At 58.6% G+C, this 21,277-nt stretch carries 22 protein-coding genes; 13 read left to right on the top strand and 9 right to left on the bottom strand.

The window, feature by feature from the left end; translation table 11 throughout:
- Positions 1 to 1,071, top strand: coding sequence for a hypothetical protein (locus tag LIO64_RS07645; RefSeq protein WP_290548849.1), 1,071 nt, complete (start codon positions 1 to 3; stop codon positions 1,069 to 1,071).
- Between the two features lie 56 nt (positions 1,072 to 1,127).
- Here LIO64_RS07645 and acpS read toward each other — a convergent pair whose 3' ends face one another.
- The 3 genes from acpS to purH are packed head-to-tail and all read right to left on the bottom strand — an operon-like array spanning position 1,128 to position 3,893.
- Positions 1,128 to 1,529, bottom strand: a complete 402-nt coding sequence (gene acpS / locus LIO64_RS07640) for a holo-ACP synthase (RefSeq protein ID WP_290548848.1) — start codon at positions 1,527 to 1,529, stop codon at positions 1,128 to 1,130.
- 36 nt (positions 1,530 to 1,565) lie between these two features.
- Entirely contained in the window at positions 1,566 to 2,306 is a 741-nt protein-coding gene (locus LIO64_RS07635) for a pyridoxine 5'-phosphate synthase (RefSeq protein ID WP_290548847.1), read from the bottom strand.
- 39 nt (positions 2,307 to 2,345) lie between these two features.
- Positions 2,346 to 3,893, bottom strand: coding sequence for a bifunctional phosphoribosylaminoimidazolecarboxamide formyltransferase/IMP cyclohydrolase (gene purH, locus LIO64_RS07630; protein ID WP_290548846.1), 1,548 nt, complete (start codon positions 3,891 to 3,893; stop codon positions 2,346 to 2,348).
- A 237-nt stretch (positions 3,894 to 4,130) separates the two neighbouring features.
- Between purH and rplI the strand changes: the two genes are divergently transcribed.
- The 4 genes from rplI to LIO64_RS07610 all read left to right on the top strand — a co-directional run bounded on the left by rplI (position 4,131) and on the right by LIO64_RS07610 (position 7,106).
- Positions 4,131 to 4,586: a 50S ribosomal protein L9 gene (gene rplI, locus LIO64_RS07625; protein ID WP_290548845.1), complete on the top strand. Its 456-nt coding sequence runs from the start codon at positions 4,131 to 4,133 to the stop codon at positions 4,584 to 4,586.
- Between the two features lie 176 nt (positions 4,587 to 4,762).
- Complete coding sequence (locus LIO64_RS07620) at positions 4,763 to 5,755, top strand: magnesium transporter CorA family protein (RefSeq protein WP_290548844.1); 993 nt, start codon at positions 4,763 to 4,765, stop codon at positions 5,753 to 5,755.
- A gap of 64 nt (positions 5,756 to 5,819) precedes the next feature.
- Entirely contained in the window at positions 5,820 to 6,713 is an 894-nt protein-coding gene (argB, locus tag LIO64_RS07615) for an acetylglutamate kinase (protein WP_290548843.1), read from the top strand.
- 18 nt (positions 6,714 to 6,731) lie between these two features.
- Positions 6,732 to 7,106 (top strand): lipocalin family protein, encoded by a 375-nt coding sequence (locus LIO64_RS07610; protein ID WP_290548842.1) that lies wholly within the window; start codon positions 6,732 to 6,734, stop codon positions 7,104 to 7,106.
- A 16-nt stretch (positions 7,107 to 7,122) separates the two neighbouring features.
- On the opposite strand, the gene LIO64_RS07605 is transcribed toward LIO64_RS07610, so the two are convergent.
- A complete protein-coding gene (locus tag LIO64_RS07605; protein WP_290548841.1) occupies positions 7,123 to 7,407 on the bottom strand; it encodes a hypothetical protein in 285 nt (94 codons plus the stop codon).
- Between the two features lie 338 nt (positions 7,408 to 7,745).
- Here LIO64_RS07605 and LIO64_RS07600 point away from each other — a divergent pair, with 338 nt between their 5' ends.
- The 4 genes from LIO64_RS07600 to LIO64_RS07585 all read left to right on the top strand — a co-directional run bounded on the left by LIO64_RS07600 (position 7,746) and on the right by LIO64_RS07585 (position 11,792).
- Positions 7,746 to 8,792: an energy-coupling factor ABC transporter permease gene (locus LIO64_RS07600; RefSeq protein ID WP_290548840.1), complete on the top strand. Its 1,047-nt coding sequence runs from the start codon at positions 7,746 to 7,748 to the stop codon at positions 8,790 to 8,792.
- Positions 8,793 to 8,800: 8 nt separating this feature from the next.
- Entirely contained in the window at positions 8,801 to 9,613 is an 813-nt protein-coding gene (gene cbiQ, locus LIO64_RS07595; protein WP_290548839.1) for a cobalt ECF transporter T component CbiQ, read from the top strand.
- Positions 9,610 to 10,389 carry an ABC transporter ATP-binding protein gene (locus LIO64_RS07590; RefSeq protein ID WP_290548838.1) on the top strand — a complete coding sequence of 260 codons (780 nt, stop codon included), beginning with the start codon at positions 9,610 to 9,612 and terminating at the stop codon, positions 10,387 to 10,389. The genes cbiQ and LIO64_RS07590 overlap by 4 nt, the downstream gene beginning before the upstream one ends.
- Before the next feature lie 221 nt (positions 10,390 to 10,610).
- Positions 10,611 to 11,792, top strand: coding sequence for a hypothetical protein (locus LIO64_RS07585; protein WP_290548837.1), 1,182 nt, complete (start codon positions 10,611 to 10,613; stop codon positions 11,790 to 11,792).
- A gap of 10 nt (positions 11,793 to 11,802) precedes the next feature.
- On the opposite strand, the gene LIO64_RS07580 is transcribed toward LIO64_RS07585, so the two are convergent.
- The 3 genes from LIO64_RS07580 to ispE all read right to left on the bottom strand — a co-directional run bounded on the left by LIO64_RS07580 (position 11,803) and on the right by ispE (position 15,282).
- On the bottom strand, positions 11,803 to 13,788 hold the full coding sequence (locus tag LIO64_RS07580) for a helicase C-terminal domain-containing protein (RefSeq protein WP_290548836.1): 1,986 nt from the start codon (positions 13,786 to 13,788) through the stop codon (positions 11,803 to 11,805).
- A 15-nt stretch (positions 13,789 to 13,803) separates the two neighbouring features.
- Positions 13,804 to 14,370 (bottom strand): hypothetical protein, encoded by a 567-nt coding sequence (locus LIO64_RS07575; RefSeq protein ID WP_290548835.1) that lies wholly within the window; start codon positions 14,368 to 14,370, stop codon positions 13,804 to 13,806.
- A gap of 78 nt (positions 14,371 to 14,448) precedes the next feature.
- Entirely contained in the window at positions 14,449 to 15,282 is an 834-nt protein-coding gene (gene ispE, locus LIO64_RS07570; RefSeq protein ID WP_290548834.1) for a 4-(cytidine 5'-diphospho)-2-C-methyl-D-erythritol kinase, read from the bottom strand.
- 125 nt (positions 15,283 to 15,407) lie between these two features.
- Here ispE and LIO64_RS07565 point away from each other — a divergent pair, with 125 nt between their 5' ends.
- Genes LIO64_RS07565 through ruvX form a run of 4 tightly spaced genes read left to right on the top strand, consistent with a single transcriptional unit; the run spans position 15,408 to position 19,502 of the window.
- Positions 15,408 to 17,249: a DNA topoisomerase IV subunit B gene (locus LIO64_RS07565; protein ID WP_290548833.1), complete on the top strand. Its 1,842-nt coding sequence runs from the start codon at positions 15,408 to 15,410 to the stop codon at positions 17,247 to 17,249.
- A 22-nt stretch (positions 17,250 to 17,271) separates the two neighbouring features.
- Positions 17,272 to 17,988 carry an isoprenyl transferase gene (locus LIO64_RS07560; protein WP_290548832.1) on the top strand — a complete coding sequence of 239 codons (717 nt, stop codon included), beginning with the start codon at positions 17,272 to 17,274 and terminating at the stop codon, positions 17,986 to 17,988.
- A gap of 33 nt (positions 17,989 to 18,021) precedes the next feature.
- Positions 18,022 to 19,080, top strand: a complete 1,059-nt coding sequence (locus LIO64_RS07555; RefSeq protein WP_290548831.1) for a sugar phosphate nucleotidyltransferase — start codon at positions 18,022 to 18,024, stop codon at positions 19,078 to 19,080.
- The gene (gene ruvX / locus LIO64_RS07550) at positions 19,077 to 19,502 is read left to right on the top strand and encodes a Holliday junction resolvase RuvX (RefSeq protein WP_290548830.1); all 426 of its coding nucleotides are present in this window, start codon (positions 19,077 to 19,079) and stop codon (positions 19,500 to 19,502) included. The genes LIO64_RS07555 and ruvX overlap by 4 nt, the downstream gene beginning before the upstream one ends.
- A 48-nt stretch (positions 19,503 to 19,550) precedes the next feature.
- Here ruvX and LIO64_RS07545 read toward each other — a convergent pair whose 3' ends face one another.
- Complete coding sequence (locus LIO64_RS07545; RefSeq protein ID WP_290548829.1) at positions 19,551 to 20,093, bottom strand: DUF3592 domain-containing protein; 543 nt, start codon at positions 20,091 to 20,093, stop codon at positions 19,551 to 19,553.
- Positions 20,093 to 21,094, bottom strand: coding sequence for a 2-enoyl thioester reductase domain-containing protein (locus tag LIO64_RS07540; RefSeq protein ID WP_290548828.1), 1,002 nt, complete (start codon positions 21,092 to 21,094; stop codon positions 20,093 to 20,095). Before LIO64_RS07540 ends, LIO64_RS07545 begins: the two co-directional genes overlap by 1 nt.
- Between the last annotated feature and the right edge of the window lie 183 nt (positions 21,095 to 21,277).

The raw sequence follows: 21,277 nt of genomic DNA, 5'->3' as shown, positions 1-21,277 counted from the left end.
ATGCAGAAACTCATCCTGACCATACTGGCCGGATGGTGCGCTACACTCTTGCACGCCACTCCTTCCATTGAAAAGAAAGAAGAACAGCTTGACCGCAAAGGAACTGCCGTCCTCCTGACCCACTATACCGTCAACCTTGGCAACGGAAAAATCAATTACCGCACCGTTACCCATCTCCATGACAACAAACCGGTTCAACAGGAATGGGGGGATTTCAGATTCGGCATCGAATACTGGCGGAATCCCAATACCCCCGGAAGTTGGAGTCCCGTCGGGTTCCTTACCGTGATCGGCCGGGACGGAAAAACACTGCTGGACCGGAAAGTCGCGGAAAAAATTGATACCATGGAAAACGGCAATATGGAAATGGCCGTTTTCACGTTCCGCCCGGAAAACAGTGTGTTGAATGTCAGGATAGCGCAATTCAAGGATCGCCCGGACTGGCTGTTCGTCAAGGTGATTTATCCCGGACAATTGTATGAAGTTTGGGCATCTCCGGTACACGGCTACGGGAAGCCGGAACTGGAGTCACAATTCGCCCTGAAAGAAGGGGACGGAAAAAAACCATGCGGAAAGCCGGACTGGATTCTAACGAAAACAACCGGAGGAAACGGGGTGATGAACTTCAACCGCTATGCTTACAAGGAGTTCGGCACGTTCATTGTATTTGAGAAAGAATCCCTCCGGCAGATCCGGATTCACGGCGATGATATCAAATTTGAACTGAACCCGAAGTCGGACAGTTTCAGCTTCGCCGTCAGCTATTTTAAAGACCGGAATCCGGAGGAGGTCCGTCCGGAATTTTTTAACGTGACGGTTCCGGAAGTGAAAAACTTTCTGAAGTCCATCGATTGGAACCCGGTCCCCGACCGGAAGACGTTTTCAAAGCTTGCGGATGAAATCCGGAAAAATATCTCCATCCTGAAAAGGAACGGCGGCCATGTGGCGGACTACGAAAAGAAAATGAAAGAGTTGGAAACCGATTTCTCCAAAGCGCCGAGTTTTGAAATTCTGGCCGCCCTCCGCGAACTGAATACGCAAATCACCAAAAAGTATCTTGAAAACCTGTAAGAACAAGGTGTTGCCCCGTCCAAAGAAGATCAAAGCTTGCGGCGCTCCTGTCCGCGTCAGGAAAATTCCGGGGCTTCGGCAAGGGCGATGACGGTGGCGGCGGCGCTCAGGCGGGAATGGGTCATGGTCAGCAGCCAGCCTGTGATGCCCTGCTCCCGCGCCGTCACTCCGGCGGAGCCGTGCAGGAGGATGGATGGAGCGCCCGCATCATTGCGCACCACTTCCACATCCGTAAAAGCGCACTTCTCCCCTATTCCCGTTCCCAAGGCTTTCGCCACGGCCTCCTTGGCCGCAAAACGCGCCGCCAGACGCGGCACGGGATCCGCATGCTTCCGGCAATACGCCCATTCATCCGGAGTGCAGATGCGCAGGGCAAACGCCTCTCCGTTTTTCCGGAGGGCCTGGCGCACGCGGTCCAGATCAATCAAATCCATTCCCAATCCTGCCGTGCGGTTCATGTTCCTGCAACCGGGATTAAAGTTGAAACGGGAACATCAGCTCAGGCGGTCGATCGCCTGGCGCATTTCCCTCACGGCCTGCTCCATCCCTGCAAACAGGGCGCGGGCGACGATCGTATGGCCGATGTTCAGCTCATGCAGGTAAGGCACGCCATCTATCAGCTGTTCCAGATTCTGGTAATTGATGCCATGTCCCGCATTCACCTGGATGCCCAGGGAGTGGGCCATCTCTGCGGCGCGTTTCAGACGGGCCAGTTCCGCCGTGCGTTCCTTCCCGGCGTGGTTGGCAAAGCATCCGGTATGCAGCTCAATCATGGGGGCGCCCAGACGGGCGGCGGCCTCCACCTGGGCCAGTTCCGGATCAATGAACAGGCTCACCTGAATGCCGTTGTCCGCCATTCTTGCCAGCGTGGGGGCCAGTTCCTTTTCATGAAAGACGGCGTCCAGGCCGCCTTCCGTCGTAATTTCCTCCCGCTTCTCCGGAACCATGCACACGTAGTCCGGTTTCAACTGAAGGGCAAAGTCCACCATCTCCGGGGTATTCCCCATCTCCAGATTCAGGGGAAGAGCCACGCTCTCCCGGACACTCAGGGCGTCCGTATCCTGCATGTGGCGGCGGTCCCCCCGTACATGGAGGGTGATGGAATCCGCCCCGCCCCTTTGAGCCGCGTAAGCGGCGTCCAAAACGCTCGGCTCCACGTTGAAGGAATCAAGCATGGTCGCATAGCGGGCCTGCCTCAGCGTGGCGATGTGGTCTATATTTACACCTAGCAACATATGCGTTTTAAGACAAGGGGACGGGGCGGATCATTCAAATTAATGAAGGAAATGGCGGTGTCCCGTGAACACCATGGCAATGCCCGCGGCGTCCGCGGCGGCGATCACTTCCTCATCCCGGATGGAACCGCCGGGCTGGATGCACGCGGTGGCTCCGGCGTCAATGGCTACCTGGAGGCCGTCGGCAAACGGGAACATGGCGTCGGACGCCACTACGCTGCCCTTCAGGTCCAGGCCGGCCTGCCCGGCCTTCCAGACGGCAATCCGGGCGGAGTCCACGCGGCTCATCTGTCCGGCGCCGATGCCCAGCGTGCGGTCCGTTCCGCCGAAGACGATGGCGTTGGAGTGCACCTGCTTCACGACGCGCCAGTTGAAGCGCATGGCGGTCAGTTCCTCTTCCGTCGGGGGACGCTTGGTCACGACCTTGGCTTCCAGGTTGTCCAGCCCCATCACGTCCGTATCCCGCTTCATGGTCATGAAGCCGCCGGGAGCGGAACGGATGATGGGTTCCTGCCGGGCCTTCATCCAGGCTTCCGTATTCATGCGGATGATGCGGCAATTCTTCTTCTTCTGGAGAAGGGCACGGGCTTCCGCATCGTATTCCGGAGCAATGATGACGTCCGTGAAAATAGCGCTCAGTACGCGGGCCAGGCCTTCCGTCATCGGACGGTTGACCACGATCACGCCGCCAAAGGGAGCCTGGGTATCCGTTTCAAAAGCCTTCTGCCAGGCGCTGCGCAGGTCTTCATCGTCCTGGCCCACGCCGCAGGGGTTCGTATGCTTCAGGATGCCCACCGTCGGGCGGCGGAACTGGGTAATCAGCTCGGCGGCTCCTTCAATGTCCAGCACGTTCGTGTAGGAAAGTTCCTTGCCCTGAAGCTGGTGGAAAATATCCCCGAAATTGCCGTACAGGCTGGCTTCCTGGTGGGGATTGTCGCCGTAGCGCAGTTCCTGGTACAGAGGCGCGCAGATGCAGAAGCTGGCCTTGGTGCTTTCCGCGCTCTGATGGCCCAGGTAGTTGGTGATGGCGTTGTCGTAATTGGAGGTGCGCATGAACACCTTCACCGCCAGGTTCTCGCGGGTTTTCAGGGTAGTGTCCCCCTTGTGGGTCTGCATTTCATCCAGAATGCGGGCATAATCCGCAGGATCGGACACAACCGTGACGGAGGCATAATTCTTGGCGGCGGAACGGAGCATGGAAGGACCGCCGATGTCAATCTTTTCAATGGCTTCCTCCAGCGTGACGTCCGGCCTGGCGACGGTTTCCTCAAAGGGGTACAGGTTCACGCATACCAGGTCAATGGGCTTGATGCCGTTTTCCTTGGCCTGCCGCACATGTTCCTCGTTGTCGCGGCGGTGCAGAAGGCCGCCGTGCACCATGGGATGAAGCGTCTTCAGGCGGCCTTCAAACAATTCCGGCTCCCCGGTGTAATCGGAAATTTCAATCACCGGAAGGCCCAGGCCTTTCAGGAAAGCGGCGGTGCCGCCGGTGGAAATAAGCTCTACTCCAAACTCGTGCAGGCCCTTGGCAAACTCCTCCAGGCCGGTCTTGTCGGAAACGGATATCAATGCGCGCTGAATAGCCATAAGATCAAATATCTGTAATGTACCCGCGGCGCCCCCGGAAAGCGGACGCGATAATTGCGGTTCCTTTCCCTACATACTACCGCCGCGTGAAGCAAGCGCAATGTCACCTATCATGACAACCGGCGGGAATTTTTCCTTCCAAAACGTAAAAAAACACCCTTTTTATCGCTCTTGTCTTGACATTCGGGCGAATACTTACTACTTCAACCGCTCACAAATAACCATTTCTTTTTAGCCATGGCAACGATGGAAGTAATTCTCGCAACAAAAATTGAAGGGCTCGGCGCGGAAGCCGACCTGGTGACCGTTAAGGCTGGCTATGGCCGCAACTACCTCATTCCTCAGGGTCTGGCCCACGAAGCAACGGCCTCCAACCGCCGTTTCATCGCCAATCTTCAGGCCGCCCGCGCCAAGCGTGAAGCGGAAGAACTCAGCGCCGCCCAGGAAGTGGCCGCTAAGATCAACGGATTGACCGTGGACCTCGTCCTTGAAGTGGGCCAGGGCGGCAAGGCGTTCGGCGCCATCACCAACCAGAACATTCACGACGCCCTGACCGCTCAGGGAGTGGAAGTGGACCGCCGCGCGATCGAACTTGAAAAGCCGATCAAGAGCGAAGGTGAACACGAAGTTTCCATCAAGGTGCATCCCCAGGTGGAAGCCACGCTCAAGGTGGTCGTCAAGGAAAACGCCTAAGCGGCGCACATCCCCTTTCCTTTTTCCGGCAGGCCCGGTTCCCACCTTGGGAACCGGGCCTCTTTTTGTCACCCTTTTTACTTCCCTTCCCTGAATAAACAAGGCATCATGCCTGCATTGGGTGTCACTCGACATCATGCGCGGCATCGTTCCATCCCCCCACCGAAATCAACGGCATGATTCGACTCTATCGTCAAACCCCGGAAGGCATTGAGCGCACCACTCAGGTGGATGCGGCTGAACAGAACTTGGACACCGTCTTCTGGATTGACCTTCTTACCCCGGAACCTGCCGAGATCAAATTCGTGGAACGCCTCTGCGGGCTGGAAATGCCCACCTACGACGAGATGCGGGAGATTGAGGCCACCAGCCGCCTGTACACGGAAGACGGGGCGCGCTTCATGACCACCACGGTACTCAGCCGCGTGGATACGGAATCCCCTTCCCTGTCGGAAATCACTTTCGTCCTCATGGGGTTCAAGATCATCACCATCCGCCACTCGGACTCCTACTCCTTCCGCGTCTTTTCCCACCAGCTCCTGCGGCAGAAACAGATCAGCCGGGACCAGGTCTTCACCGGCCTGCTGGAAACCATCGTGGACCGCCAGGCGGACGTGCTGGAACGCTTCGGGGCGGAACTGGACCGTCTTTCCAAGAATATTTTCCGCAGGGATGAACCGGAAATTAAAACCAGCAAGCGCGTGCCCGTCTCCAGCGCCCTGCGCCTCACGCTCCAGGACCTGGGCCGCGTGGGCGACCTCCTTACCCGCCAGCGGGACTGCCTGGTCAACCTGCTGCGCCTGCTCACGTACGCCAGCAATGAAGAAGCTCTGGACGATACCAATTCCACCCTGTACATCAAGCTGCGCCCCCTGAGCCGGGATGTCACCTCCCTTTCGGAATACGCCACCTTTCTTTCCAGCAATGTCAACTTCATGCTGGACGCCGTTCTGGGCCTCATTAACATTGAGCAGAACGAAATCGTCAAAATCTTCACCGTGGCGGCCGTGGTCTTCATGCCCCCCACTCTTATCGCCAGCATTTACGGCATGAACTTCACCCACATGCCCGGCCTGGAAAATGAATACGGCTACTATATCTCCCTGGTGGTCATGCTTGTATCCATCATTCTTCCCCTGGTTTATTTCAGGAGCAAGCGCCTGCTTTGAATGGCGCCTGCCGCGGATTCCCTCCCTCCTTCTCTCTTAAAACTCCTACCGTTTCATCATTGACATGGATTCCAAAATTACCCGCCTGATTGAACAGGCCTCCGTCATTGTCGGCGCCCTCCCCTACCTCCAGGCCTATCGTGACAAGACATTCCTCATCAAATTCGGCGGAAGCGCCATGGACGACTCCCGCCTGGTCAAAAAACTCATGCGGGACATCGTTCTGCTGGAGGCTCTGGGCTTCAATCCCGTGATCGTCCACGGCGGCGGCAAAGCCATCTCCAAGGCCATGGCGGAAGCCGGGCTGGAAGCCCGCTTTATCAACGGACTGCGCGTCACAACTCCGGAAGCCATTTCCATCGTGGAACGCACCCTTTCCGGAACCATTAATCCCGGGCTGGTCCAGATGTTCCGCGACTACGGAGGCAAGGGCGTAGGCATCCCCGGCACGGAAATCTTCGTGGGGGAACGCATTCAGGAAAAGGACGAACAGGGCAACCCGGTGGACATCGGGGAAGTAGGCAATGTCATCGGCTGCCTGACGGATCGCATCACGGAAGCTCTGGAACTCCAGATCACTCCCATCGTCTCCCCCCTGGCAAAAGAACTGGGTACCCACAAGCCGCTCAACGTGAACGCGGACCTGGCGGCGGCGGCCCTCGCGAAGGAACTCAAGCCGGTCAAGCTCATTTACATTTCCGATGTTCCCGGCATCATGAAAGATCCCTCCGATCCCTCCACCCTGATCAAATCCGTTACGCGTACGGAAGCGCTGGAACTCATTGAAGACGGCACCGTTTCCGGCGGCATGATTCCCAAAATCAACTCCGCCATTGACGCCCTGAACGCAGGCGTGCGCAAGGTGCATTTCATTGACGGCCGCCTCCCCCACACCCTGCTGCTGGAAATCTTTACTCCGGACGGCATCGGCACGGAGGTCATCAGAGAACAGCGCTAACTACCCATTCTTATCGCCATGCGCCTTTCCCTCCTTCTTCCGGCCCTTTCCCTGCTGGCGGCCTCCTGCTCCACCCGGCCCTCTTCCTCCGGCGTTGCCGGGTGCTGGACCCAGCCCATTCCCGGACAACCGGGGCAGGTACAGGGGATGCAGCTTCTACCGGACGGCAGGGCCAGGTCCATCAACATGCACACCCTCCTTTATATGGGCTGGCAGCTGGACGGCAATCGCCTGACCTTGACGGGAAAAAGCACAGGCAACGGAAACTCTTCCCTCTTCACTACCACCTCCACCATTGACAGCCTCAGTAAAACCACGCTGATCCTGAATACGGACGGAAACCGGGAGACCTACACGCGCACGCCAGTTCCGCCGGATACAGCCAGCCGGTAACATCCCGCCTCTTCCTTTATTCCTCTTCCAGCAGGGACTTGTTGGCCGCCTTCGCCAGCTCGCAATTAGGGCATTTGTCAATCAGGCGGTCCATCAGAGCTTCAATGCGGGCGTCTTTCGCCATCAGCTGCTCATCCTTCTTCTTGAGCAGATTCAGCGTATAGTTCACGGCGATCGTCAGAACGCCCAGGCCGCCGATGGCTCCGGCGGAAGAAACAGCCGCATCTGCGGAAATATTGCCCAGGATCGTCGTACATCCTCCTATGGAAAACAAGCATTTGGCTATGGAAAAATTCATCATGGCTTCCGTCTAGCAAACCATGGCCCTGCCCGCACCACGCCCAATCCGTCCAAGCCCCCGGCACGGCATGCAGGACAGGCGCGGTCCAACGGCAGAATTCCCCATCCCGCATCCGGAAAAAACCGGCTTCTTCCTCTCCCCGGAAGCCCTGCATTCCCGGGAATAAAGCCCTCCGCCCCCGCGCATGAAAAGTTCACACGGCGGCACAAGAATACTTCCCCCCTGTTGCCGCATTTCCTTCTTCGGCTTGACGGCATTTATGCTAAAGTGGCACCAATCTGCCCGGTCCGGGTCCTTGAACAATATTCCACTTCATCCAATAGAAAGACACCAACATCATGCATATGGCAGACGGATTCATTTCACCGGCGGTAGGCTGCACCATGTGGGCGGCCTCCGCTGCGATCACCGCGCTCTGCGCGCACAAGGTCAAGCAGGAAAAGGAAGTGCGGCTCGTCCCGCTCATGGGCGTGCTGGGAGCCTTCATCTTCGCCTGCCAGATGCTGAACTTTACCATTCCGGGCACTGGCTCCAGCGGCCATCTGGGGGGAGGCCTCATCCTGGCGATCCTGCTGGGTCCCTATGCGGGCTTTCTGGTCATGGCAGCCATTCTGGCGGTCCAGGCCCTCTTTTTTGCGGATGGCGGACTCCTGGCCCTGGGCTGCAACATCTTCAACATGGGCTTCTTCTCCTGCCTGGTAGCTTACCCCTTCATTTACAAGCCTCTGGCCGGGAAGAACCCCGGCACGGGACGCATGACGCTCGCCAGCATCGTCGCCGCCGTCATCGGGCTCCAGCTCGGGGCCTTCTCCGTTGTCATGGAAACGACGGCCTCCGGCATTTCCGCCCTGCCCTTTGCCCAATTCGTGGAACTGATGCTGCCCATTCACCTGGCCATCGGCGTTGTGGAAGGACTCGCCACAGCCGCCATCGTCATCTTCATCAGCAAGGCCCAGCCTTCCCTGCTGCGCCCGGCAGATCTGGAAACAGGCCCTGTCAAAAAAGCTTCCTTCACCGTTCTGGGCATCTTCGCCGTGGCGGCCATCCTTTGTGGGGCCGCCCTCTCCTGGTTCGCCTCCGCCTACCCTGACGGCCTGGAATGGTCCGTAGCCGGCGTCACCGGCTCGGAAGAAACCAGCCTGGCGGAACCCTCCTCCATCCACCGCAGTCTGGAATCCGTGCAGGCGTCCACCGCCATCATGCCGGATTACGCTCTTCCCGCCGCGGAAGAGACAGCCTCCGCCGCAGAGACGGGAGATTCCTCCTCCATCGTGAACCCTGAAACGAGCCTGGCCGGAGTTCTGGGGAGCGTCATCATCGCCGCCCTGATCTTCGGGGCCGGCTTCCTGTTCGGCAGAAAACCGCACGGCCACTGTCCCCGCTGACTTCTCCCATGCCCCTGTTCACGGACGCCGCGCGGCAATTCCGCCAGATGGACCGGTTTTCCTGCGGAAACACCGGCTTCCACCGTCTGGACGCCCGCATTAAAATAGGGGCCTTCCTCGTCTTTCAAATCTGCGTGCTCTCCTGGCCCCCCCAGGAAATCACAGGGCTGCTGCCTTTCTTCCTGTTCCCCGTATGCGTCATCCGCATGGCGGGGCTGCCCCTCGGGTACCTGCTGAAGCGCACCTTGTGGCTGCTCCCCGTCGCCGTCATGATCGGCATCTTCAACCCTCTGGTGGACAGAACTCCGGCGGGGGAATGGTTCGGCATTCCCGTTACGCGGGGCATGATCTCCTTCATCTCCATCATCCTGCGGTGCATGCTAACCATCCTGGGAGCCTTCACCCTACTGGCCTCCACGGGCTTCGCGCCGCTCTGCCGCGGTTTGAGGCAGCTCGGCGTGCCGCGCATCCTGATCACGCTGCTGGCCTTCCTTTACCGGTACGCCTTCATCCTGCTGGATGAATTCCAGAACATGCTGATGGCCTTCCGCTCCCGGCGGGGAGGCTCCGGTTCCGTCCCCCTTTCCACCTGGGGGGCCATGACCGGACAGCTTCTGCTACGCACCTTCGGGCGGGCGGAACGCATTTACCAGGCCGTTCTGTGCAGAGGCGGGGAAGACCCCGAATTCGTAAGCTCCCCCGGCGTCATCACCATACGCGGCGTGGCGGGCGGCCTCCTCTTCTGCACCCTCGTCATCCTGTTCCGCTGCTTTAACATCACCATGCTGGCGGGCCAGTGCGCCCGCAATCTCATCTCATGAGCCACCATCTCGTAGAAACCATTGACCTGTGCTTCAGCTATCCGGACTCCCCTCCGGCTCTGGACCACGTCTCCCTGCGCATCACCCACGGGGAATCCGTCGCCGTCGTCGGCGGCAACGGGGCGGGGAAATCCACCCTGCTGCTCCACCTCAACGGGCTGCTGACACCATCCTCCGGACAGGTCAGGGTGGGGGACATTCCCGTGACGCCCAAAACCGTCGCGCGCGTCCGGGAAAGCGTGGGCATGGTCTTCCAGCAGGCGGACGACCAGCTTTTCATGCCCACGGTCCGGGAGGACGTGGCGTTCGGCCCCCTCAACATGGGCCTTCCTCCGAAGGAAATCAGCCGCCGCGTGGAACAGGCCCTGCGGGACGTTCACGCGGAAGCGCTGGCGGACAAAATGACCCATCATCTTTCCGGAGGGGAAAAACGCGCCGTCTCCATCGCCACCGTTCTTTCCATGAGCCCGGACATCCTGGTTCTGGACGAACCCAGCGCCAATCTGGACCCGGCCTCCCGGCGCACGCTCATCAACCTGCTTCGCCGATTCTCCCACACCAAAATCATCGCCACCCATGACCTGGACATGGTCATGGACCTGTGCACCCGCTGCATCGTCATGAAAGACGGTTCCATCCTGGCGGACGCCCCTGTGCCGGACATTTTTGCCGACTGCGCCCTGCTGGAGGAAGCGCGCCTGGAACAACCCCTCAGCTACCGACTGATGCAGTCCGGGCGGGAACGGAAAACACGCCCTGAACATCTGTCCCGGTAAGCCTTCAGCCTATCGTTACCCCGTCAGAAAATTCACCTCTCAAATTCATGAGTTGCAGTCACCGTTCAACAACACCAACTTCTTCATGATAAATGTGATTGAATACAGTATTTGAAATAAATTCAAAATTAATATTGAACCCGAATTCTGAATTCATACGATAACAGCCAATGGCTTCAAATCTCGATATTTCCAAAGTTGCACAGCTTCAATCCAATGGGATGTTTCGCCTGACCTGTTCCTTTCAGGCAAATCACGACTTCCGTGAAGTATGGGTGGAGCTGGAAGAGGAAAACTGCCGGGCCTGGGAAGAAGCTCCCAACAAGGCGGACGCCTGGACACGTCTTCTGATTTTTGAAATGATGCATATCGGAGGAGAATTCCAAATCAATGCTCCGGTAAGCCTCACCTTGCTCCAGAATCTGGAAAACTTCATGGAGGCTTTCATCAAATGGTTCCCAGATGACCTTCATCCCGTCACCCTTGTTTCCGAACAAATCATCGATGACAGAAATGCTCCGACAGATGATTCCGCAGTCGTCTGCTTTTCCGGAGGCCTGGATGCGGCTTTTGCTGCTTACAGACATCTTTCCGGGGCGGCGGGACACAACACCAAAAACATCAGAGCCGCCCTGTTGGCGGCAGGAGTGGACATCCCTCTTTCGGACGAGCAAGCCTTTCAGGGAGCCCGGAAAAATTCCCTCCACATGCTGAATGACCTCGGCATAAACAAACTGCACGTCATTCGCACCAATTACAGAGACACCTTCATTTCACACGGCATCTCCTGGGGCTCAATGAACCATCTTGCCGTCATTGCAGGACTGGCCTCATTTCTGGAACCGTCCGGCTACCGCAATCTGGTTGTGGGCAGTGCAGAACCTTATAACGCCCTGGCCATTCCCTGGGGAAGCCAGCCCGTTACGGATCCGCTTCTTTCCCAAAGACAATTCAGGATTTATACGGAAGGTCACGGCTTTTCCCGCACGGAAAAAGCCGATTTTGTCAAAAACTGGCACTTCGGGGCATCCCATCTGCGAGTATGCTGGGAAAATATCCAACTGGAAGGGAAAAATTGCGGACATTGCGAGAAATGCAAGAGGACCATCCTGAACTTCAAGGCATGCCGTGCCGACCACCTGCTCAAGGACTGCATGCCCTCCATAGATCTGTCCTCCCAGGAAATCCGCTCCATCAAACTCTCTACGCAAAGCCTGAGAAACGAATATTCCTCCCTCCTTCAATTCTGCCGCGACCACAACGTCACGGGGCCTTGGGTGGAGGACCTGGATTTCATCCTCAATTTCAAACACTCCGCTCTCTGGCACAGGTGCCGGAAGAAAAGGATCTACAGGAAAATCTACCGCATTTTTTTCGGGCGGCAAGACTGGGAGTTGAATTAATCCGCCCGTCTTACACGAATTCCAGCCTCGCGTCCGGCAGGGACTTGATAAACCGAGCCCCGTACCTTTTGGTAGCTACGCGTGGGTCCAGAATCACCACCATGCCTGAATCGCTCTTCGTGCGGATCAGCCTGCCCACCCCCTGCCGCAGCTTCAGAATGGCTACGGGCACGGAATACTCGTAAAACGGATTTCCGCCGCGCGCCTTGATGCTCTCAAAACGGGATTCCACCAGAGGATGGTCCGGCACCTCAAACGGCAGGCGCGTCACAATCACGTTGGAAAGGGCCTCGCCGGGCACGTCCACTCCGGTCCAGAAACTATCCGTCCCGAAGAGTACGCTGTTCACATCCTTCCTGAACGCCTCCAGCATGGCGTGCCGCTGCATTTCCTGCCCCTGCACGTACAGCGTCCAGCCCTGTTCCTCGCAGAACGGGCGCACCTTCTCCGCCACCTGCACCATCAGCCGGTAGCTGGTGAACAGCACGAAGGCCCTTCCGCGGGATTCCGCCAGATATCTCTTGATCCACTCCGGCAGGACTTCCGCATACTCCGGCTGGTCCGGCTCCGGCATGGAGCGCGCCACGATCAGCCGCATCTGCTCCCGGTAATTGAACGGACTCCCTATCTGGAGCTTCCGGACGCTTTCCGCACCCACGCGCCCCGCAAAGTAACCCATGTCCGCATCCCCCGTTCCCAGCGTAGCGGAGGTTAGAATGGCGGAACGCCCGGCGGAAAACAGGCGCTCCCGCAGGATATCGCCCACCTCTACCGGGGCGGAGCATACGCTCATGTTCCTTCCCTCCGGTCCGGACCGTTCCGCCCAGTACACATGATCCTCCTCCGTCATGTCCATCAGCACCTTCAGGGAGGTCTGCGCCTCTTCCATCCGGGCGGCCATGTCCGCCAGTTCATCCTTCACGGCCACGTTCTCTTCCTGCTTCGCGCCTTCCCTTTTCAATTCCCCAATCAGCTCCGCCAGAGGCAGGGAAAGAATATCCTGAGACCATTCCGGCTGAAGAATGCGGACGATTTTTCCGGAACCCGCAAACCCCAGGTCATCCCGGGCATTCTGGAAAAACAGGCCGGAAGCGTCAATCACATCCTGCACGCACTGGAACAGGGCGGGATTATTCAGCGGTTTCAGCAGCCCCTTGTGCGTGCGCGGATTGAACATCCGCAGCAGTTCATAATTCAAATGGGATTCCGAAAGCTGCACGCCCAGCTGCCGTGCGGCGATGTTCTCAATCATGTGGGCCTCGTCCAGCACCACGAAGTCTCCGGGAAAAACAAACCCCGCCTCCTCGGAATCCTCCGCCTGGGCCATCAGGCCGAAAAACAGGGTATGGTTCAACACCACCACCTTGGCTTCCAGCACCCTCTTGCGGGCCACCTGATACGGGCAGGAGGGACCGCAATGGCGCATGCTGCACGCATGGGGTTCACTGCACACCATGGCCCACACCTTGGGGGACGGCCGGAACGTCATGTCGCTCAGGGTGCCGTCCTGCGTTCTCAGCGCCCAGTCCTGAATCCGCTTCAGCTCCGCGGCTTCTCCCTGCGTAAACAGAGAATCCATCTGGGCCAGCGCGCGGCGCAGCCGGGTATGGCACAGGTAATTCTGCCTGCCTTTCAGCAGGGCGGCGGAAAAATCAATCCCCAGCGCGGCGCGCAGCAGCGGAATATCCTTATTGAACAACTGCTCCTGCAAGTTGATCGTATGCGTGGAAACAACCGCCTTCCGGTCAAAATCCAGCGCAAACTTCACGGCCGGCAGCAGATAGCCCAGGGACTTCCCAACGCCCGTGCCGGCTTCCACCAGCAGCGGGGCGTCCACCTGGAGCGCCCTCGCCACGGCCAGGGCCATGCTCTGTTGTTCTGCCCGATATTCAAAATCCCTGGCGCGGGAAAACAGGCCATCCGGGGCAAATGCCCGCTGGACATAAGCCTCAAAGGCGCTAAGGCCTTCCCCTTCATCTGGCCCGGAGCCACTCATACGGGAACGGATCCCCTACTGGCCCACGGGAAGCTGGCGGGAGGAAACCGGCGGAAGGTTCACCTTTTCCGGCAGATCGTAGAACATGGACCGCAGGCCGTTCGCATTCATCTTGGAAGCGTCGATAAACGTCCAGGGCCCCTTTTCCTTCAAATCCTTCACCAGCACCAGAATGCCGGTATTTTCCATTTTCACGGGCACGCCGTCCGGGCGTTTCATGGAAATGACCATCCGCGTGGGAAGCACCACCAGCACTTCATCCCCGGCTTTCACCAGGTGTTCCGCCGTGGGGTTGCCGATTTCATACGTTTCCACCACCATGCCGCGCTCTTTCATCACGGCGGCGGCGGCATGCATTTTTTCCTTCATGGTCTTCATGAAGGCGGCCTCTCCGCCCGGGAAGGAAGAAATAAGCTGCTTCTTCATGGGCGCATACATCTTTTCAATCATCCACATCATGTCGCCCGTTTTCACCGCTCCGGAAAGCTCCCGGGCGGCCTGGACGGCACTGGCTCCATATTCGCCGGCCTGGACGGTGCATGCAGCCGCCAGGGCCACGCCTGCAAACAAACTCTTAAACATGGATGGAGTGTAACGGCATGCATCCCCCGCCGTCAAGGCAAGGCCTTCTGCGCAACCATGTTTTTACAGCGCTCCCTCCTACACTACATGGCCGGTCCACATCCACAGGGTGGGGTCCAGCTCCCGCGCGGCAGACTCCATCAGCGCACGGGCCGCTTCCTCGTCTTCCACCACGGCAAACATGGTGGAACCGGAACCGGACATCATGGCGCCGCGCACGCCGGGCCTTTCCAGCAGCCAGCGCTTCATTTCCGCCAGGAACAAATGCTTCTCAAACACGGGCCTTTCCAAATCATTGACCAGTACATGCCCATCCACACGCTGCTCTCCGTACGGAATGCCCGGCAGCTCCCTTGAACCGGCCCAGCGGCGGTAGGCGTCCGGCGTGGAAACGCCGAACGACGGTTTCAGCAGAACGATCCGGGGCCGCCATTCCCTCCATTCCGGCAGGGGGGCCACCTTCTCCCCGCGTCCGGTGCAGCGGCACGCCGCACCGTAAATGAAAAAGCCTACGTCGGAACCGATCTCCCCGGCCAGCTCCGCCAGGCGTTCCCGGGACAAGCCACCGTGTTCCAGATCATTCAAGGTGGAAAGCATGCACGCGGCGTCACTGCTGCCGCCACCCAGCCCCGCGCCATGGGGCACGTTCTTGACCAGGCGCACATGCCACCGCATGGGCCGCCCCAACTCCCGCTCCATCAGCCGACCCGCCTTCATGACCAGGTTGCTCTCATCCAGAGGCACCCCCGGGGCGGCGCAGCTCATCTCCAGGCCATCCGCCGGGGAAAACTCCAGCAAGTCGCACAATTCCAGGGGAACCATCACGGTATCCACTTCATGAAAGCCGTCCTCCCTTTTCCCCAGAATGCGGAGGGAGGCGTTCACCTTGCACGGAGCCTTGCAACTGATCATACGGCATGGATTCCACCAAGGGACGGCCTCCGGGTCAAGCCCCCATTGGGCGCAAATAGCCGGACACGCATTTTTTCTTCGCAAATTCCCGGGGCGGCGTTATAATAGGCGCGACCCCGTTGCACATGGCCTACGACGAAAACAGCATCAAAACCCTGGACTGGAGGGAACACATCCGCATGCGTCCGGGGATGTACATCGGCAAATTGGGGGACGGCACTTCTCCGGATGACGGCATTTACGTTCTGCTGAAGGAGGTCATTGACAACTCCATTGACGAATTCGTCATGGGCTTCGGCAAAAAGATTACCATTGACGTGACTCCGGACGGCCTGTGCGAGGTGCGCGACTTCGGCCGTGGCATTCCCCTGGGAAAACTGCTGGACTGCGCCGCAAAAATCAACACCGGAGCCAAGTACGACAGCGACGCCTTCAAGAAATCCGTGGGCCTTAACGGCGTGGGCATCAAGGCGGTCAACGCCCTTTCCGACTTTTTTGAAATCCAGGCCTACCGCGACGGTGGGACGCGTTCCTACCAATTCTGCCGCGGGGAGGAAATCCGCAAGGGCCGGAAAGACGGAGGCACGGAGGAGCCCAACGGCACGCGCACGGCGTTCCATGCGGACCCGGACATTTTCCCGGTATCTACGCAGTTCCGGCCGGAATACATCGAAAAGATGTGCCGGTACTACTCCTACCTCAACAAAGGGCTTGCCCTGCACTTTAACGGACGCCGCTACGTCTCCAAAAACGGCCTGCTGGACCTGCTCACGGAGGCGATGAGCGAAGAACCTCTCTATCCCATCATCCATCTGGAAGGGCATGATATTGAGGTGGCCTTCACCCATGGCGGCCAGTACGGGGAGGAGCACTACTCCTTCGTCAACGGGCAGCACACCACGCAGGGGGGCACCCACCAGGCGGCCTTCCGGGAAGCCATCGTCAAAACCCTGAGGGACTTTTTCAAGAAGAACTATGAGGCCGGGGACATCCGCTCTTCTCTTGTGGCCGCCATCTCCATCAAGGTGAAGGAACCCGTCTTCGAATCCCAGACCAAGACCAAGCTGGGGTCCAATACCATCAGCCCGGAAGGGGAAACCATCCGCACCTTCGTGGGCAACTTCATCGCCAGGGAGCTGGACAACTACCTGCACAAGAATCCGGAAACGGCCAAGGCGCTGGAAGCCAAGATCAAGGACTCCGAGAGGGACCGCAAGGAACTCTCCGGCATCCAGAAACTGGCGAAGGAAAACGCCCGCAAGGCAAAAATCCACAACAAGAACCTGCGGGACTGCCGGGTGCATTACAACTCCAAGCACGCCCGCGCCGGAGAAACCACCCTGTTCATCACGGAAGGCATCTCCGCCTCAGGATCCATCACCACCGCGCGCGACGCGGAAATCCAGGCGGTCTTCTCCCTGCGCGGCAAGCCGCTGAACTCCTTCGGCATGAGCCGCAAGGTCGTCTATGAAAATGAGGAATTCAACTTCCTCCAGCACGCCCTGAACATTGAAAACGGACTGGAAGACCTGCGATACGACAAAGTAGTCATTGCGACGGACGCCGATGACGACGGCATGCACATCCGCATCCTGCTGATGACCTTCTTCATCCAGTTTTTCCCGGAACTGATCCGGGAAGGCCACCTCTTCATCCTCCAGACGCCCCTCTTCCGCGTGCGCAACAAGCAGCAGACTATCTACTGCTACTCGGACGCAGAGCGGGAAGCGGCCATCTCCCTGCTGGGCAAAAATCCGGAAATAACCCGGTTCAAGGGCCTGGGGGAAATCTCTCCGCAGGAATTCAAGGCCTTCATCGGGGAAGGAATGCGCCTGGACCGCGTGCGCCTGGAAGACTCCCACAAGGTGAAAGACCTGCTGTCCTTCTACATGGGTAAAAATACCCGGGAAAGACAGGAGTACATCCTGGAAAACTTGCGTGTTGAACTGGATCCGGTCATGGACTAGAGTAGCGGAGCCGTACCTGCCTATGCTTACTATTCCCAAGGAAAAACTTCCGGTTCACATTGCCTGCATCATGGACGGCAACGGCCGCTGGGCGCACGGCCGCCATCTGCCGCGCCAGGCTGGCCACAGGGCGGGAGCGGACACCGTGGAACGCTGTGTGGATTTCTGCATTGACCATGATATTCCCTGGCTGACCCTTTACGCCTTCTCCTCGGAAAACTGGAACCGCCCGAAGACGGAAGTCCATGCCCTCATGCTGCTTTTGCATGAATTCCTGAAAAAACGCCTTAACCAGATGCTGGAAAAGGGCGTGCGCCTTCATGCCATAGGAGATCTTTCCCGCCTGCCCAAACGCACCCAGAAACTGCTTCAATCCAGCATGAAGGCCACAGAGGGAAATACCAGGCTCAACCTGGTCCTGGCCCTTTCCTACGGCAGCAGGGCGGAAATCACCGCCGCCGCCAGGAAAATCGCGGAAAAGGCCTGCCGCGGGGAGCTTCAGCCGGACGCCGTCACGGAGGAACTCTTTAACCAGCATCTGGATACCGCCGGCATGCCGGAACCGGACCTGCTTATCCGCACTTCCGGGGAAATGCGCATTTCCAACTTCCTGCTCTGGCAGATCAGTTATGCGGAACTCTACGTAACGGATACGCTGTGGCCGGACTTCAGCGACAGCGACATGGAAGCTGCCCTGCTGGACTATTCCCGCAGAAAACGCCGCTTCGGCGCACTTTGACCTTCTGTTAAACTCCATTCTTACGGAATTGCCATGAACAAATACGCTCTCATTCTGGCCGGCGGCAGCGGCACCCGCTTCTGGCCCCTTTCCCGGGACCACCGCCCCAAGCAGCTCCTGAACATGTTCGGAGAAGGAACCCTTCTCCGCCAGGCCATTGACAGGCTGGACGGCCTGGTGCCCCGGCAGAACATCTTCATCTTGACCAACCAGCTGCAGGAAGCGGAAGTGCTCCGCCAGGCCCATGACCTCCTTGCAGACAACATCATCTCCGAGCCCGTGCGCCGGGACACGGCGCCCGCCATCGCCCTCGGCATCGGCCTCATCAAGGCGATGGACCCGCACGGGGTCATGCTCGTCATTCCTTCCGACCAGCTTATTCAGGACCAGGTAGCCTTCCGTACCCTGATGAAAGCCGCCATGGACACGGCGGCGCAGGAAAAGGCGCTCGTCACCGTAGGCATCAAACCCACGTGGCCCTGCCCCTCCTACGGCTACATTGAACACGGAAAGAAAATTGACTCCGCGCCGGGCAGCCCCTGCCGTGAAGTCATCCAATTCCGGGAAAAGCCGGATCCGGCCACTGCCGCCGCCTACCTGGACCAGGGGAACTTCTGCTGGAATGCCGGCATGTTCGTCTGGAGCATTTCCACCGTGTGCGAACAGCTTGACAAGCACTGCCCGGAACTGGCCTCCTTTGTGGAACACATCGTGGAATCCCCGGACCCGCAGGAAACCATCCGGGAGGAATTCCCGGAACTGACGCCCATCTCCATCGACTTCGCGCTAATGGAACATGCGGACAGGGTGCTGAACTTTGAAGCAACCTTTGACTGGGATGACGTAGGCTCCTGGATCTCCGTCTCCAACTACCTGGAAAACCACAGCAAAAACACCACCAACACGGACATCACCGTCCAGGACGCCTCCGGGAACATCGTCTTCTCCCAGCGGGGGGACAAGCACGTGGCCCTGCTGGGCGTGGACAACCTGATCGTGGTTGAAACGGCGGACGCCATCCTCATTGCAGATAAAAACAAGGCGGACGAAATCAAAAAAATCGTCAACCAGCTTCCGGACGAACTCAGATGACCAGCCAGCATCCCGCCCTGGGCATTGACTACGGAGAGGCCCGCATCGGCATTGCCGCCACGGATCCCGTGGGCATCATGGCGCACCCGGTGGAGACCATCCACAGGCACAAGACGGATGGCGTCACCCGCATCGTTCAGATCGTCCAGGAGCGCGGAATCCGGACCCTGGTGCTGGGCATTCCCGTCCGCATGGACGGCACGGAAGGAACCGCCGCCGCCAAGGTGCGCGCCTTCGGCAGGGAACTGGCCGCCGCCCTTCCCGGCCTTCCCCTGGTATTCATGGATGAATGCCTCACAACAGTCATCGCTCAGGAAAAACTGCACGCCGCCGGTAAAAAGGAGAAAAACTTCCGTCCCATCATTGACCAGGTGGCCGCCGTGGAAATCCTCAACGCGTGGCTTGATTCCACGCTGGGCTGAAACGGAAAACGGCACGCGCACCATAGCGCCGCCCCATTCCCGCCTCTTCTAGGCCAAGGAACTCCGCACTTCCCTCTTCAACAACAGGACTGTTCCTCCGGCCAGTAGAAACGTTATCAACCACAACGCCCTGCGTGTTTCAGGCCACCAGATGAACGCATCCGCCACGCGGGCGTCTTCCGGATGCCCGGGCTGGTAGTAAACCTTCACTCCATCTCCTTTGGAATAGGCTGGCCAGAAAAGGAAGGAAGGTGACTGGAATACCACTTCTCCCTCCCCGGTCTGCGTCAGAAAACGCACCTCCGGCGCCCATATGTCCAGAGAAAATCCGGACGACCCCAAGGCCCGCGGACGGTGCCAGAACCTCACCGTATTCTTCGTCATTTTTCGCACCACTCCTTCCGTGCACAGGCCTTCCCGGGCAAACCGGCCCTTTTCCACGAAAAACTCACAAGCCTGCCATACGGAATAAAGGCTTAAAGCCGCCATCATCCAGGCCAGAAGCCAATACCATCCGAACCACGGAACGCTGAAAAAATCCCTCCAGCGCTCCGTAGTCCGGGAAAATAAACACTCTTCTTTCCCCGGCATCAGATGCGGTCCATGCTCAGCACCACCTTGCCGCTGCGGAACTCTTCCTGGGCTTTCTCCACAGCCTGGCGCACGTCGCCCAGCGGATAAACGGTATCCACGGCCTGCACCAGCTTGCCGTCCGCCATCAGGCGGGCCAGCTTGTCGTACGCCGCCTCAATCTCCGGAGCGGGGGCATTCTTGAGCCACTGCGTCACCCATAGCCCTTCCAGCTTGATCCCCTTGAAAATCAGGAACCCATTTGGCACCTTGATGCTCTTTTTGCTCATGGCCCCGTACGTCACCATGCTTCCGCCGGGAGCCAGCATATCCATCAGGCGCAGTGCGCTTTCCCCGCCCACGGCATTGGAAGCCAGCACGGGCCTCTTGCCGTCCAGGCGGGCCAGCGTGCTCTTCACCACATCCTCGTCATTTTCTCCCACCACCAGGTCGGCGCCCAGGGCCGTCAGTTCATCCCTTAGTTCTTCCGGCCTTCTCACAAAATTCACCGTCTTTACGCCCATCTCCCGGGCCAGTTGGATGATGCACCTCCCCACGCCGGAATTGGCGGCGTTCTGCACGACCCAGTCACCGGGTGTCAGGGAAACGAACCCTTCCAGCATGCGCAGCGCGGTCAGGGGATTTACCTTCAGCATGGCGGCCTGCACAGGATCCACCTTCACGGGAAGCTTCATCACATTCACGGCGGGAACCGTGACGTATTCGCTCCAGGAGCCCACGCCACGCAGCAGAATCACCTCATCCCCCGTACGGAACCCTTCCGCACGGGACTCTTCCACCACCCCGCAGCCTTCCAGGCCGGCACGCGAATGCGGCAGCACGGGTTTCACGCCGTACACGCCCTGCACAAAATTGATGTCCGCCGGATTGATCGGAGCCGCCTTCATCCGGATCAGTACTTCTCCTTCCGCCGGAACCGGCATGGGGCCGGAAACGTACTCCAGCACATCCTGGGGCTTCATGCTGCATTCGGAAAACTCTGCATAATGATTTTCACTCATGCTTTCAATCTCTCACGGAGCCTCCCTCCGTGCAAGCGCCGGATACGTTTTATGCAGCCATACCGTCCCATGTTTTTACCATAACACAGAAAAAACGGGGAAGGAATGGGAGAGGTACAAATGGCGTTTGAAGTCACCATAACAATCTAACAATTACTCACGAATGCTCTCTGCCTATTTTCC

Origin of the sequence: Akkermansia sp. (assembly GCF_020860705.1) — a bacterium.
Taxonomy (GTDB): domain Bacteria; phylum Verrucomicrobiota; class Verrucomicrobiia; order Verrucomicrobiales; family Akkermansiaceae; genus Akkermansia.
This window is presented reverse-complemented; position numbering and strand designations above follow the sequence as displayed.